An 18,583-nucleotide genomic window follows, 5' to 3' on the forward strand; every position below is an offset into this window, starting at 1 on the left:
TTAACAGTTTGCTTATTCGGAATTTCCGGCTGATTTGGGCGGTTGTGGCAGTCTAGTAGGTACCCACCTATGTCCTTGGTCGATGCGGTCGCCCTAGCCGCATGTTGAACGGATATCGCCGTCCCTTTCCGGATGCGTTCGATCACAGACCAACGATCCGCCCAGTTCGTCTTTTGCACCGAGAAAGCCAGTTTGGAAAGCGGTCAGCCGGCTATGGAAACAGTCTCAATGAAGAACCTCACGATCATCGCGTTGCTGTCTTGCGTTACCGGGGCGATCGTTCCAACCATGAGCGCTGCTGCTGCTGAACCCGCCGATTCGAACCATTCCGAGGTCGCGGCCGAAAGAATGGTTTCCTTCAGCGAAACGGTGCGACCGATCCTGACCGACAAGTGTTTTCACTGCCACGGTCCCGATGCGGATAATCAAGAGTCTGACTTTCGCCTCGACTCTGCTGAAAATGCGTTGGCTGACTTGGGCGGCTACGCGGGTATCGTGCCTGGCGAACCCGATGCCAGTGAATTGATGGTGCGTATCCATGCGGACTCGGATGACGATTCGGTCATGCCACCTGCCGACGCGGTTCGGCAGCTCACCGATGACGAAAAGGAAATCTTGCGTTTGTGGATCAAGCAAGGTGCAAACTTTGAGGGGCATTGGGCTTTCGAATCGGTGCCAGATGAAATCCCGGTACCGGAAGCCACCACCGACTGGGGTAGCAATCCGATTGATCGATTCATTGCAAAGGTGGCAACCGACGCCGGTGTGAAGCCAAGCCCGCCGGCGTCACCAGAAATCTGGCTACGCCGCGTTACCTTTGACCTGACGGGATTGCCGCCCACGCTCGAAGAACTCGATGCGTTCATGGCTGATGTTTCCGCCGACCCATCTGACGAAGCTTACACGAAGGTCATCGATCGACTTCTCGCAAGTGATGCCTGTGCCGAGCGACTGACCAGCGAATGGTTGGACGTGGCCCGATACTCGGACTCGTTCGGTTATCAGCGTGACGACGAACGCTACGTTTGGCCGTATCGCGACTGGGTGGTGCAGTCATTCAAAGACAACATGCCGTATGACCAATTTGTAACCGAACAATTGGCCGGTGATCTGCTTGACGCGCCGACTCGCGACCAAATTCTTGCGACAACCTTTAATCGACTTCACTCTCACAAGAAGGAAGGCGGCGTCGCGATCGAAGAGTTCCGTGTGGAAAATGTTTCGGACCGTGCACACACGTTCTCCGCGGCGTTCATGGGATTGACCATGGAATGTGCACGTTGCCACGACCACAAGTACGATCCGATCAAGACGAAGGAGTACTACGAGATCAGTTCGTTCTTTGGCAACATTGCTGAACGCGGCCTGATTTCCTATTTCACCTCGGCGACCCCGACGCCCGCAATGCCGCTGCCGACACCGGAGCAAGAAGCGAAGCTCAATCAGTTTGCTAAGGAAATCCAAAACTCGCAAAAGCAATACACCGCCTACTCCCAAGACAGCACAGCGGAATTCACTAACTGGCTTCGCGGTGCTCGCCGTTCGATCCCTGAACCGCAAGACCGGTCTGGCGAGGGGGACGAATCGAGCGAGTCGAAACCCGCCAAACTAGGCAGCATCTCAGGTTCGGCTCCAACGATTCCTGGGATGGTCGCAAGCCTGTCGTTCGAACAGCTTTCATTGCCCGCCGAAGGGATGGAGCTGAAAGACGAAGAGGGAAAGAAGCCGCGAAAATCAGAGTTAGATAAGTATCGAACGCTCGCCAACGAGATTCCTGACGCCGAGCTTGCCTTAACCGTCGACGACAACCAAGTCGTCGAGGGCGTTCGTGGCAACGGTCTGCGTTTAACGGGCGACGACCCGATCGTGGTTCCTGGCATTGGTCATTTTCATCGTCACGATGCTTTCTCTTATTCGATCTGGATCCGCCCGGAAGAACTGACCGAACGAGGCGTGATTTTCCGCCGATCACGCGGTTGGGATGACGCTGGCAGCGTTGGCTACGAATTGACCAAACTCGGCGGCAAGTTGACCGCTCGACTTGTCCACTTTTGGCCTGGCAATGCGATCGCCATCGAAACCGATGATGTGCTACGGCAAGACCGGTGGCAACACATCGCGGTGACGTACGACGGATCCAGCAAAGCGTCCGGCTTGAAGATTTTCATTGATGGTGAGCCATCCGGTGCACGCATAGTTCAAGACTCACTGACTCGATCGATCGTCAAATGGAATGCTGGCTACAAGGACTTTGCTATTGGCTCTCGATACCGCGACCGAGGTTTCAAGGATGGCACCGTCGATGAGTTCCGGGGATTTGATCGCGAGCTATCGCTACTTGAGGTGAAGCAGCTCGCCGGTGGCAATACTTTGCAAAACCTGCTTTCCAAGCCAAGCGAAGAACTGTCACCAAGCGAAACCAGCTTGTTACACGAATATTGGTTGTTGTCCGTCGACGAACATGCCGCAGCGCTGCGTCAAGCAACTCGTCAGTCGCGGTCGTCATGGAACGCGGTTATGGACCAAACGAATGCAATCACGATCATGCGGGAAGAACCAACGCCGCGCAAGTCTTACATCCTGACACGAGGTGTTTATGACAGTCATGGCGAAGAGGTCTCGCCAGACACGCCCGATTTCCTTCCTCCGTTCCCCGAAGATCAACCTCGCAACCGACTTGGACTGGCTCGCTGGTTGCTAACGGACGATCATCCATTAACTTCACGCGTGGTCGTCAACCGATATTGGCAGATCATGTTCGGCAAAGGATTAGTTCGCACACCGGAAGACTTTGGTCTGCAAGGCGAACCACCGACCCACCCCGCATTGTTGGACTGGCTGTCCCGTGATCTGATCAATCACGGCTGGAACATTCGTCGTCTGATTCGTCAGATTGCGATGTCAGATACCTATCGACAAACATCGGTCGTCTCTGCTGAAACCCGAGAGCGAGATCCTGACAATCGCTTGTTTGCACGCGGCCCTAGTCAGCGGTTGTCCGCTGAGATGGTCCGAGACAGTGCACTGGCTGTCAGCGGTTTGCTTGTTTCTAAAGTCGGCGGGCCACCGGTGAAACCTTATGACATCGCATTGGCCTATACCCCAATGACCGTCGACAAGGATGAAGCTCTCTATCGCCGCAGCCTTTACACGTTCTGGAAACGGACCTCACCAGCACCAGTGATGATCGCAATGAATGCGAACAAGCGAGAAGTGTGTCGCCTGCGACGCGAGATCGTTGCCTCGCCGCTACAAGCATTGGTGTTGCTCAATGGAACCCAGTTCATTGAAACCGCTCGCGCTACCGCGGTGCGACTGACTGAGAAGCATGGGCAGAACCCGGAAGCGATCGCAATTGACGGCTATCGACTGCTTACCAGTCGTCGTCCAAACGAACAGGAACTCGCCGTGCTTGTGGAGTTGCACAACGATCAATTGGCACATTTCTCTGAGAACAACGAAGACGCGAAAGAGCTGCTTTCGGTCGGCGACCTGGAAACAACCGACTCGATACCCGCCGACTTTCTTGCCGCCACAACCGTGTTGGTCAACACGTTGATGAACCTGGATCAATCCGTGAGGAATCAATAATGAATCACTCAAAAATCAGTTCACCGACCCCCGTCGCTAACGCCAAACCCTGTTTTGGTGAAGAACTTCAGCCGTTTCAAAGCCGGCGTAGTTTCCTGAGCCAGTTCGGCCAAGGTCTTGGCGGAATCGCCTTGGCTAGCATGCTGAATCCGGAAGCCGACGCGGCTACGGCCGACCCAGCTGTAGCCGCTGGCCAGTCCACGGGCGGAGTGCTGAAACAATTGCACCACGCCCCCAAAGCCAAGCGGGTCATCTATTTGTTTCAGTCCGGTGCGCCGTCGCAGATGGACCTTTTTGACTACAAACCTCGGTTGAACAAAGACCACGGAAAAGAGCTTCCTGCATCCGTTCGGATGGGACAACGATTGACGGGGATGAGTGGCTTCCAAGCAAGTTTGCCATTGGTGGGTTCGCCGTTCAAGTTCAGCCAGCACGGTGAAAGCGGCGCTTGGATGAGCGATCTGATCCCGCACATGGCTGGCGTTGCCGATGACTTATGTATTGTGAAGTCAGCTTATACCGAGGCCATCAATCACGGTCCCGGCGTACGGATGATGCAAAGTGGATCGCAATTCCCAGGCCGTCCCAGCATGGGTGCGTGGATGCACTACGGACTTGGCAGCGAAAACGAAGACCTACCAGCGTATGTAGTGATGGTCTCGTCGGACCGCGGCGGCCAGCCTTTGGCGTCGAGTCTTTGGGGCAGCGGATTCTTGCCAGGCAAGCATGACGGTGTGGAACTACGCGCTTCCAAAGATGCGGTCTTGTACTTAAACAGTCCCGATGGGGTTAGTCGATCGAGTCGCCGAAACGCTTTGGATCATCTGCAAAAGTTGCAACACATGGAATTGCAGCGAACCAGCGATCCTGAATTGGAAACTCGTATCGCACAGTACGAAATGGCATTTCGCATGCAGATGTCCATCCCCGAGGTGACCGACATCAGCGACGAGCCGGAATCCACGTTTGAGCTATACGGTGAAGACGCTCGCAAACCTGGCACTTTCGCCGCGAACTGCTTGCGGGCCCGTCGGTTGGCCGAGAAGGGCGTACGGTTTATCCAGTTGTTCCAGCCCGGTTGGGATCATCATGCTGGTCTAGCGGGTCAAATCAAGAACTCATGCCGCAAGGTGGACCAAGCATCCGCCGCTCTAATCAAGGACCTCAAAAGCCGCGGGATGCTCGACGACACCTTAGTGATTTGGGGCGGCGAGTTCGGACGAACAAGCTATTGCCAAGGCAAACTGACCCCTGAGTCGTTTGGTCGCGATCACCACCCCCGTTGTTTTTCAATGTGGATGGCCGGCGGTGGAATTCGGCCTGGTCACTCCCACGGCGAGACGGATGAATACAGCTACAACCTGGTTTCCGACGGTGTCCACGTTCATGATTTGCACGCAACAATCATGAATCAAATGGGAATCGACCACGAACGTCTGACGTTCAAGTACCAAGGACGCCACTTCCGTTTGACTGACGTCCACGGTCACGTCGTCAAAGACATTCTGAGTTGACGAGGCCGTTTAAGCCACGATTCACTCGTGGCTTTGTTTCGGCCGGATCTATATCCCAACGATAGATGCGAATCCGAGTGGTTCGGAGCCTTCTAATCGGCTCCCCTCGGCAAGACACTCTTTCTTCAGCGATCCACGCATCCATTCTTCTGCCATTCACGCATCGTCGAGCCGATAGATACTGTCAAAGTCGGTTGTGCGATTGAGATTCCGCCGCATTTCATCAGCCTCGTGACGCATTTCGTCCTCGAAAAATGGTGTGCCAACACTATGCTGGCTGTATTGAGAACACATTAGCCTCGCATCTTGGTCTAATCGCACGCCATGAGCCTGCGACGCAAATAGGCGGGTTATCTTCCCGATGATCCTCCCGATGGTCCGTTGCGTCAAAGTGTGAAACAGAACCTTGGGCGGACTTAGCCGCGCCGACGCTCTGTGTTCTCAATCAAGCAGCCCCCATTCCCACGCCATGAAAACCGCACTCATGATTCGCACGCTCACGATACTTGGTATCTGCACTTTCGCTTCCATGACGCTACCACTACTGGTATCGGCTGAAGACACATCGAGTTCTCAAGCTGAGCCCATTCCGATGAAGGCGGTTTACTCGCCGGCCAATGGCATTGGGCTTGAGAAAGGAGTCATGCGGCGGGACCCAAGCGACATCATCAAAGTCGATGACCTGTTTTACGTTTGGTATTCCAAAGGCCCCAAATCCAGTGGCTACGATGCCACCGTCTGGTACGCAACTTCAGCGGATGGTCACGAATGGACTGAGCAAGGCATGGCTCTTCCAAAGGGTGAAGCTGGATCGGGAAGTTGGGACGAGGCAAGCGTCTTCACTCCTAACATCCTGGTCGCCGAAGGAAAGTACTGGCTTTTCTTCAGCGGCATCTCGGCGAACATGAAAGTCAAACCGGACACTAAAATTGGACTGGCCGTTTCCGATTCGCCCGATGGACCTTGGACAAGGCTCGACAACAATCCAATTCTGAAGGGAAGCGATTCACCGGAGGACTTTGACAGCCATTTGATTGATGACGCGTGCTTAGTCGTTCGCGATGGGAAATACTGGTTCTATTACAAGGGACGCCAACTCGGTAAAAGCCCAGCGTTCACCCAACTAGGAGTGGCCATCGCCGATCAGCCGCAAGGACCTTATGTCAAGCATCCATCCAATCCCGTCGTCCCGGGGAACCACGAAGTATTGGTATGGCCGCAGGGCAAAGGCGTCGCCGCCCTGATCGGTACCGTTGGGCCCAAGTCGATCACCCGATCAATCATGTACTCCGATGACGGCGTTAACTTCTCGAAAACGCACACCGTCAAATCAGTGCCAACTGCTGCTGGCGCTTACCGCCCCGAAGCCTTCACCGATAGCGGCAAGGGCGAACGGATTGAATGGGGAGTTCATATTGGACACCAAAAGGGCTCGCTGCCATTCATTCAGCGCTTCGATCTATTCGAGGTCGAGTAAGTATATTCCCAGGAATCTGGCAATCTTTCCATGTGATTATTCGATGCCTGCGATGAGGCATCGGCGTGGTGAAGCACCGCGTGCGCGTCAAATGTAGACGCCTTATTACTCAAGACTTTCAGTGACGTTTCCGGGTTCCATCGTCCGAGGAACGTCCGCAGGTCAAACCACGAGCACCACCTAATCGACAACCAGGCACCGTGATGAAACCGTTTGCCATCTTCCTTGTTGGCGTATTGTTCGGTTCCCAGGGAGCGTTGTCGGCTCAAGACGATCCGATGGAAGCCTCCGCTCGTGCGAAAGCGGATCGACCTTGGTTCGCCCAGTTCATGTCAGGCGAGCCTGTCGTGGCGGGATACCCAGGCGAATCCGAAGCGGATTGCATTCAACGCGTGAAGCCCTGGAGCGATGCCAAATTTGGATTGTTTCTGCACTGGGGGCCACAGAAATCCGGCGGCGAATTCGTCTTATCGACCGAAGCGTTGAGTCAGTTCAACCCCACCCAATTCGATGCTGACCAATGGGTGCGAACAGCGAATGAGTTGGGCTTCCAGTACATCGTGATCACGGCAAAGCACCACGCCGGATTCTGCATGTTCAATTCTGGGTACACGGATCATGACATTATCGATGCGACGCCTTTCGGACGTGACCCCATGAAAGAGCTCGCCGACGCCTGCGCTGAACACGGCATGCTATTGGGATTTTATTACTCCGTTTGGGATATCAAACAGGAAACTTACACCAAGGATATCGGTAGCCCCGACTACGCCCAGTACCAACAATACATGATCGACCAGACGACCGAATTGCTAACCAACTACGGCCCGATCGCAACCTTGTGGATGGACGGCGAGTGGGTTAACTCCTGGACGGTCGAACGAGCTTCACAGTACCGCGATGTGGTCCGCAAGCTTCAGCCGAATATCATGCTGGTGGATCGTATCGGCCAACGTCGGATCGGGGACGGCGATTACGCTTCGTGCGAAAACTTCACGCCGTATATCGGCGACAATCTTAACGGTCGACTTTGGGAAAGTTGCCAGCGTTTCGACGGAAGGTGGTTCTACACCGGTAAGGACTCTTCGCAATCGATGCAGTGGGCTTTGCACAACTTGATTGATACGGTCTCACGTGGTGGAAACCTCTTGCTGAACATGGGCCCGACGCCCGAGGGTTTACTGCCACCCCAAAGTGTGACCAAACTCAAGCCGCTTGGCGATTGGCTGCGACAACACGGCGAAGCAATCTACGGGGCTCAACGTGGGCCGCACTATATGTTGGACTGGGGGAACTGCTCGCGGCGTGGAAACACACTGTACTATTTCATCACAGACTGGCCGACGAACGGACGTTTAACAATCCCTGGGTTTAACGAGGGGATCCCGAATGCAGGCATTCAACATATGTCGTTTCTTGGTAATGCTTCCAAGAAACCTGTCACGTTCGAACAGCGTGCTGGTGATGTTGAAGTTCACTTACCCCTTGAGGCCGTCGATCCACTTGTCAGCGTCCTGAAGGTAGAACTCAAATCCGCGCCGGTCGTTGACAATGCGATCCGTCCCTTGGCGGTTCCGCTTCGTCCCCAAACGGGAAATGCAAACGTCGACGTGGGAGACTACTTTCTGTCCGCGGCTTTTGCCAGAATACACGGCGAGCAATTGCATTTTTCGCTTGGTGCCGGAGCCGGCGGTCAACGCGAGAATCTAAAAGGCTGGATCAACCCAGAGGACTGGGCCGAGTGGGAACTTGTCGTCGAGCACCCCGGTCAATATGACATGCAAGTCAATCACTCCAGTTGGATGGCGAGCGGAAAGTTTAGAATCGAAATCGCCGGCCAGACGTTTGAACACGCGGTAACGCCGACGTTGACGGGCAAACGGAAGGGCCGCCCTTCGCCCTTTGCAGCGGCGTTCAAGACAATCACGCTGGGCACCGTCAAGTTTACGCAACCAGGACGCTTTCGACTGGTAATCAAGGCAACCGAAATCGATGCCACCGCCATTGAGTACAATCAAGGGTTGATGATGTTGAGGGAAGTCGTGCTAGCGAAGCATTGAAGCGGAAAAGAACGCTCGCCCGAGGACCTTCAGACCCAACCGAGAATGATACTGGACGGTTTGAGCCGTTTAGTTCCATCTTCTAGGGGCAGGACGCATGCCTTCCGGTTCCAGCATTTTTGATTCCAAGCCTCATCAGGCAGTTAGTCCTGCCAGCCGCCTCAAAATTTCACTTCAACGCACGCTTTTTCACACGCACAGCATCACCAAGGTAAAAGAAGCCTAATGTCAATTTCTCGACTCGCCGTTTGGTCTTCACTTATTTCATTGCTCGCGCTGACGACACCAGGATCGGCGGAAGACTTGGCCGACAAGAATGAACTTTACACCGGGAAGGAATACTCCAGTGCTTTTTCAAACCCCGCGGACGATCCGGACCTGCCCAATGTGCTGCTGATCGGCGACTCGATTTCGATTGGGTACACCGTTGACGTCCGCAAACGCCTCGCGGGCAAAGCCGATGTGTTCCGAATTCCAACCAACGGTAAGTACGCGGCGTTCGGTCTGGAAAAGCTGGATCAGTGGCTAGGGAAACGCGAGTGGGATGTCATCCATTTCAATTGGGGTTTGTGGGACGTCTGTTACCGGCATCCCGAATCCAAAGCACAGGGTCATCGCGACAAGGTCAATGGAACGCTGACCGCTACCCCAGAAGACTACAAGGAAACATTGGAAAAGATTGTCGACCGATTAACGGAAACAGATGCGAAGTTAGTTTGGTGCGCGACCACGCCAGTCCCCGAATTTGAAGTGGGACGCAAGCTAGGTGATGAAATCAAGTACAACCAGATCGCCGAAGCCATCATGAAAAAGAACGAGATTGCAATCAACGACCTCCATGCGCACGCATTATTAGAGTTGCCCGAAATTCAGGCAAAGAAGGGCGACGTTCATTTTAACAAGCGTGGCTACAGCCATCTCGCGGAAAAAGTAGCACTGGAAATCTCAGCATGTCTTGATGATTCAAAGCAAAAGACGAACGAGTAATCACACCTTTGTTGTCAGACGCCGATCGTCTGCGAAATTTGAAACACCGTTGGTCATCGGCTGCGCAGCCAGAGCGGCGATTCGAGTTTCGCGTTGAATAACGAACAACTCATCCTTCGAAATTGAGCTTGGTCGTCGACCGCCAGTCCACGCATAAATCTCAAGCGAACACTGCTGAATGAGACAAATGACATATCGTTCTAATTGGCTTGTGATTGCGTTCGCTGCCCTCAGTTTCATGCATGTCCAGGTACATGCTGGTGACGAAAGGCCTCAACCCAACGTCATCTTCTTCTTGGCTGATGATATGGGGTATGCCGATGTCGGATGCTATGGCGCGACCAAGGTCAAAACGCCGAACATTGATCGCCTTGCAGCGGAAGGTGCGCGTTTCACCGATTTCCACACCGGTGCATCGATCTGTTCTCCATCGCGAGCAGCGTTTCTAACGGGCGCCTATCCGCAGCGAAGCGGGCTCTATATGGGAATCAATGAAAACCGAAAGGCCCACTGGTTCCTCGGGCTCCACCCCAATGAATTGACTTTGGCAGAACTGTTCCAAAGCAAAGATTACGAAACATTCATGATTGGGAAGTGGCACTTAGGGGCGGAACCAGAATTCCATCCGCTGAAGCACGGATTCGACCACTACTACGGTGCGCCTAGCAACTTTGCCCACAACCCGGCGTTTTTCGACGGCGATAAATGGGTGTTTAAGAACACGCCACTCGACCAACTGACCTCGCTCTATACCCAGCGGGCCGTTGAGATTATCCAACGGCAAGACCCGTCGGCGACACTTGAGTCCAAGGACTCGAAGCCGTTCTTCATGTTCTTCTCGCACAACTACCCGCACACGCCCTACAAGGCTAGCAAGCGGTTTGCGGGTTCATCGAACGATGGCGTCCGTGGCGACGTCATCCAGGAGATGGACTGGGGAATTGGAAAGATGCTGAAGGCGCTCGAGGAGGCTGGAATCGCCGACAACACTATTTTCGTTTTCACTTCTGACAATGGCCCGACGCAAGCGAAATACGCTAAGCCATTTCGTGGGACCAAGTACGTCAGCATGGAAGGCGGGCATCGGGTTCCGTTCCTCTTTCACTGGCCAGCGATGATTAAACAGGGTGTTCAGTCGGATACCCCCATCGTTGCCATGGACCTGTTTCCAACCCTGGCGGATATTGTCGACGCGCCGCTCCCGAGCGATCGAGTCTACGATGGGGTGAGCCTATTACCGTTGCTGAGCGGCAAAAAGTTGGCTCGGTCGGTCAATCAGCCGTTCTTCTATTACAACTGTGAAAACTTGCAGGCGGTGCGTTACGGTGATTGGAAGTTGCACTTAACCCGTTCGATGAACCAGATTCCTTGGTGGGATAAGAACAAGGCGTTTGTGAAGCTTACGTCTCCGGTCCTCTATAACTTGACCAATGATATCTCGGAGTCGCACGACGTGGCCGAGCAGCATCCCGAGATCGTTCAGCAGATCTTGGGTATGGCAAAAGAAGCTAGACAGGAACTGGGCGAATATGGAACGCGTGGTTCAGGTCAGCGACCGACCGGATCCGTTATTGCCGACGCTCCTATCGTCAGCAACGAAGCTTTGGCGTGGAACGATGTTGACTCGGATACACGAACCGCGATCCAAGAGAAGCGGGTGAAGCGGCACCCTGACTTGGAATCCAAAAAAGCCAAACGTAAGAACAAACAACGAGCACCCAAACGCCCTAAGTCATCGACCAACCCCGTAACTGACTGAGGCCCTCAGTCGGCGGTTTGAACATTCTGACCGAGGGCCTCGGTCAGCTACGTCTTTGTCCTGTGTCCAGTCTTGGGTTAACGCCCGGGTGGTCCTGACAAAAGCGTCGGCAGTATTTTGCAACTGACTGAGGCCCTCAGTCAGCAGTGGGCATACTCTGATCGAAGGCTTCGGTTAGTTACGTTTCGTGAGAAGGGGTTATCAAATGGACAAGCCACCGAAGCGTTTTCAATTGGTGATGGTAGGGCTTACCTGTCTTGCGGTTCCGGCATCGTTCATCAATGCGCCTTATCCTACGGAGTTAATCCTTCAGCACATTCCGACGTTGGTCGGTCTGGCGATGCTTACCATCGCGACTACGCGTTTTGCTCCCTCGGTCATCTCGTTTGGGTGTTCCCTGGGTTTTCTTTGGCTACACATTATCGGTGCACGTTGGATCTACTCATTCGTTCCATACGACAATTGGTCAATGTATCTAACCGGGTATCGTGTTTCCGATATGTTTGGCTGGGAACGAAATCATTACGATCGGTTGGTCCATATTGCATCTGGCTTGCTCGGCTTACCTGTCCTCTCGGAATCCCTGCAAGCGTTCTGTCGCTTGAAACCTTTGCCAGCGGCGTTTCTCGCGATGTCATGCGTACTCGCGATTGGTGCGATCTATGAAGTTCTCGAATGGCAGATCGCAGTGGTGTTATCACCGGAAATGGCCGAGTCCTACAACGGCCAGCAAGGCGATATATGGGACGCTCAAAAAGATCTGGCAATCGCCTGGTTCGGTGCGATCGTTTGTCTACCGTTGATACACAACTGGACGCCGCGATCGGTTAACTAAGCAACTTTTGGAACATCCCGGCGGCGATTTCCACCGCCATTTCGTGGTTTACCGAGCGGTTTTCACGAGTCGTGATGCCGACCAAAGCCGCGATTAACGGTCGATTCCGCCTCCCGTATTCCTGGTTTTGTGAATCGCTTACGAACATTCGTAAATTGTGGAACCTGTTTTGTCAGGTAGTATCTTCGTATGCGAAATTACACACTATCTATAACCCAGCTTTGCGTCGCCTTGCTGTTGGTCGGTGCCTCCGCGATCGGGGCCTCTGCGATCGATGCCGCTGGGAATGAAGCCGCTGCAAATGAAGCGACTGCAAATGGAGCGACTGGGGCCAAGAACATCTCTTTCAATCGCGATATTCGACCTATCCTGTCGGACAAGTGTTTCGCGTGCCACGGACCCGACGCGGAAAACGCTGCGGCAGACCTACGTCTGGATCTACGCGAAGAAGCGATCAACGCCGGAGCCATCATTCCAGGCGATTTAGAGGACAGTGAACTGGTGCTGCGGGTGTTGTCAGACGATGAACATTCGGTCATGCCTCCGGCGGAAGTTCACAAGCCCCTGAGTGACGTAGAGAAAAAACTGCTAGTTCGCTGGATTGCCGAGGGAGCGGAATACGAACCGCATTGGGCGTACACACCGATGCGGTCATTGAAGTCGCAGTTGCCGGGGAGTCCGGCATTGAGCAAGATCATCGACGATCGGATCGGCGAACGACTTTCCGAAGAAGGTGTCGCTCCAGCAGATTCCGCTGATCGTGTGACACTGATTCGCCGCTTAGCAATGGACCTGACCGGAATCCCGCCTACAAGTGAAGAAGTCAACGCGTTCGTGCAGGATGCTTCCGCTGACGCCTATGCAAATTTAGTTGATCGACTGTTGAGTTCGGCTCGCTATGGCGAACGAATGACCGCTTACTGGCTAGACCTGGTTCGCTATGCGGATACGGTCGGGTACCACGGTGATCAAAACGTCTCGCAATCTCCCTATCGTGACTACGTGATCAACGCTTTCAACCAGAACATGCCTTATGATCGCTTTGTCACCGAACAGATTGCTGGCGACCTATTACCCGATCCCACGCAGACCCAATTGGTCGCGTCGGGCTACAACCGACTGAATCAAACGACGCAGGAAGGTGGCGCCCAAGCCAAAGAATACCTGTCGATCTATTTCGCCGACCGTGTTCGAAATGTTTCCCAGGTGTTCATGGGCGCAACCGTCGGATGCGCTCAGTGTCACGACCACAAGTACGATCCTTACACCGCAAAAGACTTCTATTCGTTAGGCGCGTTCTTTGCTGATATTGACGAAGTCGGTGTTTACAGAAACGGAACCGGTGACCTGGATTTTCGGCCTCCTTCGATCCGTGTGATCACGCCCGATTGGCAACAGCGTCTTGACGACATCGATGGTGAAATAGGGAACTTGACAGCCAAGATTCCTGATCTGCGTACCGAACTATTGGCCGGCTTTTCAAGCTGGGAAGCTGAAGCACGAACGCGACTTAATCAGCAAACCGAAAAGGAAATCGCTTGGGTAGACGATACGCAGTTGATCGGCGGAAAGCCGGACGCGAATTGGCCGTTCGTGTCGGCGGACGACAAGCGGGGCAGCAATAAGGTCTACAGTGGAAAGCTAGCTCGTCGCCAAGAGTCAAAAGCCATCGTACAGCACCTTTTTCGCAGTGCAGCGGAGCCTCAGGTGGTGACCGAGGATTCACGCTTTTTCGCATGGGTTCATTTGGATGCTGACAATCCGCCCCGAGCGATCATGTTGCAATTCAATGACGGCAATTGGGAACATCGAAAGGTTTGGGGCTCCGACGAGATCAATTACGGCCGCAAGGCGAACAGCCATCCAGGATATTTCCGTAGCGGAGATCTACCACCGTTAGGACGTTGGGTGCGTTTGGAAGTGGATGCAACCGAGGTCGGCTTACAGCCCGGTTCGAAGGTCGTTGGCATGGCGTTCACCCAGGCCGGTGGATTGGTCCATTGGGACAAATCGGGAAAAATTGAACAAGGCGAGTTCCCGGTAAAAATTGCTGAAACGCTGAGCATCAACGAAGAGGACCGCAGCGAAACACAGACCGCTGAGTTGCTGGACTATTTCTTATCCAATAGCCAAGCGATGAAGGATCTGCAAAAGGAAATCGACGATAGGAAGCGTCATCGACGCGAAGTCGAAAAGCAAATCCCGATCACTGTTGTCAGCCGCTCGGTCGAACCGCGAACGATTCGAGTGTTGAACCGAGGCGACTGGATGGACGAGACGGGGGAAATTGTGGAGCCCGCAATTCCTGAATTCCTAGGCAAGATCGATTCTGACGCGGACCGTTTAACGCGACTGGATTTAGCTGAGTGGCTTTGCCAGCCCGACAATCCAATGACGGCACGTACGATGGTGAATCGTCTGTGGAGTCTGATGTTTGGCCGGGGAATCTGTACCAGCTTGGATGATTTTGGTGGGCAGGGAACGTACCCGTCTTACCCGGAGTTACTGGATACGTTGGCCGTGGAGTTCGTCGAAGCGGGGTGGGATATCAAGCATATCATGCGATCGATCGCGAACACCGAAGCCTACCGACGTTCTAGCCGCCCCACAGACCAACTGGCGTCCAAAGATGCATACAACGATTGGTTTGCTCGCCAAGGAAGGTTCACCGTCGACGCTGAAATGGTGCGTGACACCGCGTTGGCCGTCAGTGGTCTGTTGGTTGAAAAGACGGGTGGTCCCAGTGTGCGACCTTACCAACCGGCCGGCTATTACGCCCAACTGAATTTCCCTCGACGAACCTACGTTGCCGACGAAGGTGAATCGCAATACCGCCGCGGCCTTTACACTCATTGGCAACGCACGTTCTTGCACCCGATGTTGAAGGCCTTCGATGCTCCGAGTCGCGAGGAATGCACTGCCAAACGCGCACGCTCGAACACGCCGCTGCAAGCCCTGGTTCTGCTGAACGATCCAACGTTCCTAGAAGCGGCTAGCGTGTTCGCTCAACGAGTTATCGACCTAGACGATCTGTCTATCGACGAGCGTATTCAGTGGGCGTATCAGGCTGCCGTTTCTCGGAAACCATCGCCGCCAGTTGCAGCCGAACTTCGGTCCTTGTACGAAAAGCACCTAAGCGAATATCGGGCGGACCCGCACGCGGCAAGTCAGGCAATCACGCTGAACCCTCGCGTCGATTCGCCACCAGATGACGCGGCCGAACTCGCGGCCTGGACGAGTGTCGCACGAGTCATTCTGAATTTGCACGAAACCATTACACGATATTGAGCCATGCAATCACATCAAAACCAACTTGCTCGCCGGACGTTCTTGCGTGACACCGGCATCGGTTCGATTGCCCTAGCGTCGCTGTTACGTGGGGACTCTTCGGCCTCAGCTGCACCATCGGCAACTAGCTACGAAGGTGTTCTGGATCAGCCGCATCACAAACCTCGCATCAAACGGGTGATTCACTTGTGCATGGCAGGCGGGCCCAGCCATTTAGAAACGTTCGACGACAAGCCGACATTGAAGCGTCTCGACGGAAAAGCCATGCCGGCTTCGGTGACCGATGGTCAACCCATCGCTCAGCTGCAGGGAAAAGCCTTGCGAGTGATGGGACCCTTGTTTCCGTTCGAGAAGTGCGGCAATAGCGGCCAGTCCATCTCATCGATCTTGCCCCATATTCGCACGCTTGCCGATGACATGTGCATCGTGAAGTCGATGCACACCGAGCAAATCAACCACGATCCAGCACACACGTTCTTCAACACAGGATCGGCTATTAGCGGTCGTCCTTCGATGGGCTCGTGGGCGCTGTATGGCTTAGGAAGTGAAACTCAAGAGCTACCTGGATTTATTGTCTTGACTAGCGAAGGCGGCGGGCAGAGCCAACCGATCAGTTCGCGGCAATGGCATTCTGGGTTCTTACCCAGTCGCTACCAGGGCGTGCAAATGTACTCGACCGGAAATCCGGTTCACTATGTTGGTAACCCAACGGGTGTCTCATCAGCCCAACAGCGAGACGTCGTGGATTCAATCTCACGGATCAATTCGCTCCGCAATCAAGATTTGCAAGATCCTGAGATCGCGACGCGATTAGCCGGCTACGAGATGGCGTTCCGAATGCAGTCGTCAGTGCCGGTATTAACCGATATGTCGTCGGAAACACAAGCGACGTTCGACATGTACGGTTGCACGCCCGGCGACGGAACCTTCGGAAGCAACTGTTTACTTGCTCGGCGACTCGCCGAACGCGGTGTGCGATTTATCCAACTCTATCACCGTGGATGGGACCACCATGGAGGGATTAAGGACGGTATCCAAAGAACCGCCAAGTTGGTTGATCAAGGAACCGCTGCGTTGGTCAATGATTTAAAGCAACGTGGAATGTTGGACGACACCTTGATCGTTTGGGGCGGCGAGTTTGGACGCACTCCGATGGCACAGGGTAGCGGTCGCGATCACCACATCAAAGGGTTCTCAATGTGGATGGCGGGTGGCGGCATTAAAGCAGGAACCTCATTCGGCGAAACTGACGAATTCGGCTACAACGCGGTCCAAGACAAAGTCCACGTCCGCGACTTCCATGCAACGATGCTGCATCTGTTGGGCCTCGACCACAATCGACTGACCTACAAGTTTCAGGGCCTGGACTTCAAACTGACCGGTGTCGAAGAAGCCCACGTGATCAAGGGCGTTCTATCCTAGCGTTTGCCTATTCTAGGGTTAATCTGTCTGCTACGACGGATCCCTAACTGGCCTGATTGCCAATATGGCGAACGACGCTAAGAACTGTTCGATTGCCAATCAATGCGCCGAGCTAACGCTCCGCTTTTTGTCCAGCCTCAACAGCGACTGAACAACAGAATCCGCCACGACCGCTGCCGATCGTGGCGGATTCTTGCATTGATACAGATGTGAATTGCCTTGCTTAGGCAGACACGCCCACATGCAATAGGCTTAGGTTCACGTCACTTTGAGGTTGCCCCAAAAAGTGAATCGTGATCTCTGCGCCAGGTTGGCCATTGCGCACCACCGGTGCGGCATACACCGATGTGATTGCGGGGTTCTTCGCATCTTGGGAGGTCAGCGTGCAGAACACATGTCCCGAACGAATGCGTGTCGGCACGAACTCTCGCAACTGATTCACCGCCTTCGTGTCAGGCATTTTCTGCGGTGAAAGCGTCAACTCCGAGCAAAACACATCGGTCACCGAAGCACTTCCGTCAGAAGCGTGCGCCGGACGGTTTGCAAGAATGCCGGCAAGACCGCCAACGCCTCCGGTGAGCAACGTGCCAACCACTTCACGTCGTTTCATACTACTACTCATCGTCTCTCCTTCGAATTATTCGACCAAGGGTGGAAGCACTTTCTCATTTCTTCATTTGACCTTTTTGGGCCGCTGTCTTCGGCGATGCAGCGCCCAACTGCGGCTTGTCACCCAGTGGTCGCATTCTGACCACGGAGTTGGAACCTTTTCCGTCAAACGATTTTCCTTTCGTCCACGCACCACGCGGCGTTTCGAAGTCGTCACCAATGCCAAAGGACATGAACGCGTATGCGTAATCACTGTTCTCGTTCTCTTGCGGGAACGAGTTCGGGATTGGGTGATTTGCCTTGCCGCCCAACTCTTCCCAAGCCGCGAGCCATTGATTTTGGTGCATGGTGTCGCGAGCGATCATGTAGCTCAACATGTCTTTCATGCCGGGATCGTCAGTCATTTTCCATAACTGGACCGCGAGCATGCGTCCCGTGGATTCAGCGGTCGCGTTGGCCAGCATGTCCGCGGCAACGTTTCCGCTGGCATACACGTGACTGCAATTGAACGGCACACCTTCGCTGTCGACCGGCATCGCGGCCATGCAGGTACCGATCGCATGTTGGATGTTCATGCCGCCCATTGCCGCCATCACCACCGGGTCTTTGGCCGCTTCTTCTTGTTCCAGCGGTGCACCTTCCAGGTTCAATGCAACAGCGGTTGCCAACATTTCAATGTGCGCCATTTCTTCTGTACCCGTTTCGAGCAACATGTCCCGATACTTTGCCGGACCACGTGCACCCCAAGCTTGAAAAAGATATTGCAAGCAAACACGAACCTCGCCCTGGACACCGCCAATGGCTTGTTGGAGAGCTTTAGCAAAGAGTGGGCTTGGTTTTTCGACGCGGACCGGATACTGAAGCTTGCCACCATCGTGATAGAACATCTATGACCTTTCGATTTAGAAGTGGGAAGAAAAGTTTTTCCAATTAGCGCATCGACCTAAGCAAGTCATGCGCCATCTCACTTCTACGAAGGTCACATCTGACCATTTTTTCAGCAGCGTTAAGCCTCGCGGAATCGCCTTGTTTACTACCGAT

At 54.0% G+C, this 18,583-nt stretch carries 11 protein-coding genes; 9 read left to right on the forward strand and 2 right to left on the reverse strand.

Annotated elements, in window-relative coordinates; translation table 11 throughout:
* Window positions 1-228 precede the first annotated feature (228 nt).
* From ACR3ZL_RS15335 to ACR3ZL_RS15375, 9 genes are all read left to right on the forward strand, one after another.
* Window positions 229-3,591 (forward strand): DUF1553 domain-containing protein, encoded by a 3,363-nt coding sequence (locus ACR3ZL_RS15335; protein ID WP_473652247.1) that lies wholly within the window; start codon window positions 229-231, stop codon window positions 3,589-3,591.
* Complete coding sequence (locus ACR3ZL_RS15340; protein ID WP_473652246.1) at window positions 3,591-5,105, forward strand: DUF1501 domain-containing protein; 1,515 nt, start codon at window positions 3,591-3,593, stop codon at window positions 5,103-5,105. Before ACR3ZL_RS15335 ends, ACR3ZL_RS15340 begins: the two co-directional genes overlap by 1 nt.
* A gap of 469 nt (window positions 5,106-5,574) precedes the next feature.
* Window positions 5,575-6,582 (forward strand): family 43 glycosylhydrolase, encoded by a 1,008-nt coding sequence (locus ACR3ZL_RS15345; protein ID WP_473652245.1) that lies wholly within the window; start codon window positions 5,575-5,577, stop codon window positions 6,580-6,582.
* A gap of 203 nt (window positions 6,583-6,785) precedes the next feature.
* Window positions 6,786-8,642: an alpha-L-fucosidase gene (locus tag ACR3ZL_RS15350; protein ID WP_473652244.1), complete on the forward strand. Its 1,857-nt coding sequence runs from the start codon at window positions 6,786-6,788 to the stop codon at window positions 8,640-8,642.
* Window positions 8,643-8,867: 225 nt separating this feature from the next.
* On the forward strand, window positions 8,868-9,629 hold the full coding sequence (locus tag ACR3ZL_RS15355) for an SGNH/GDSL hydrolase family protein (RefSeq protein WP_473652243.1): 762 nt from the start codon (window positions 8,868-8,870) through the stop codon (window positions 9,627-9,629).
* 187 nt (window positions 9,630-9,816) lie between these two features.
* A complete protein-coding gene (locus ACR3ZL_RS15360) occupies window positions 9,817-11,388 on the forward strand; it encodes a sulfatase family protein (RefSeq protein ID WP_473652242.1) in 1,572 nt (523 codons plus the stop codon).
* Window positions 11,389-11,593: 205 nt separating this feature from the next.
* The gene (locus ACR3ZL_RS15365) at window positions 11,594-12,223 is read left to right on the forward strand and encodes a DUF2238 domain-containing protein (protein ID WP_473652241.1); all 630 of its coding nucleotides are present in this window, start codon (window positions 11,594-11,596) and stop codon (window positions 12,221-12,223) included.
* A gap of 189 nt (window positions 12,224-12,412) precedes the next feature.
* Entirely contained in the window at window positions 12,413-15,511 is a 3,099-nt protein-coding gene (locus ACR3ZL_RS15370) for a PSD1 and planctomycete cytochrome C domain-containing protein (protein ID WP_473652240.1), read from the forward strand.
* 3 nt (window positions 15,512-15,514) lie between these two features.
* Window positions 15,515-16,933 (forward strand): DUF1501 domain-containing protein, encoded by a 1,419-nt coding sequence (locus ACR3ZL_RS15375; protein ID WP_473652239.1) that lies wholly within the window; start codon window positions 15,515-15,517, stop codon window positions 16,931-16,933.
* Window positions 16,934-17,156: 223 nt separating this feature from the next.
* On the opposite strand, the gene ACR3ZL_RS15380 is transcribed toward ACR3ZL_RS15375, so the two are convergent.
* The gene (locus ACR3ZL_RS15380; protein WP_473653548.1) at window positions 17,157-17,543 is read right to left on the reverse strand and encodes a hypothetical protein; all 387 of its coding nucleotides are present in this window, start codon (window positions 17,541-17,543) and stop codon (window positions 17,157-17,159) included.
* A gap of 55 nt (window positions 17,544-17,598) precedes the next feature.
* Window positions 17,599-18,429: a manganese catalase family protein gene (locus tag ACR3ZL_RS15385; protein WP_473652238.1), complete on the reverse strand. Its 831-nt coding sequence runs from the start codon at window positions 18,427-18,429 to the stop codon at window positions 17,599-17,601.
* Between the last annotated feature and the right edge of the window lie 154 nt (window positions 18,430-18,583).

Source organism: Rhodopirellula sp. J20-39 (genome assembly GCF_057365095.1).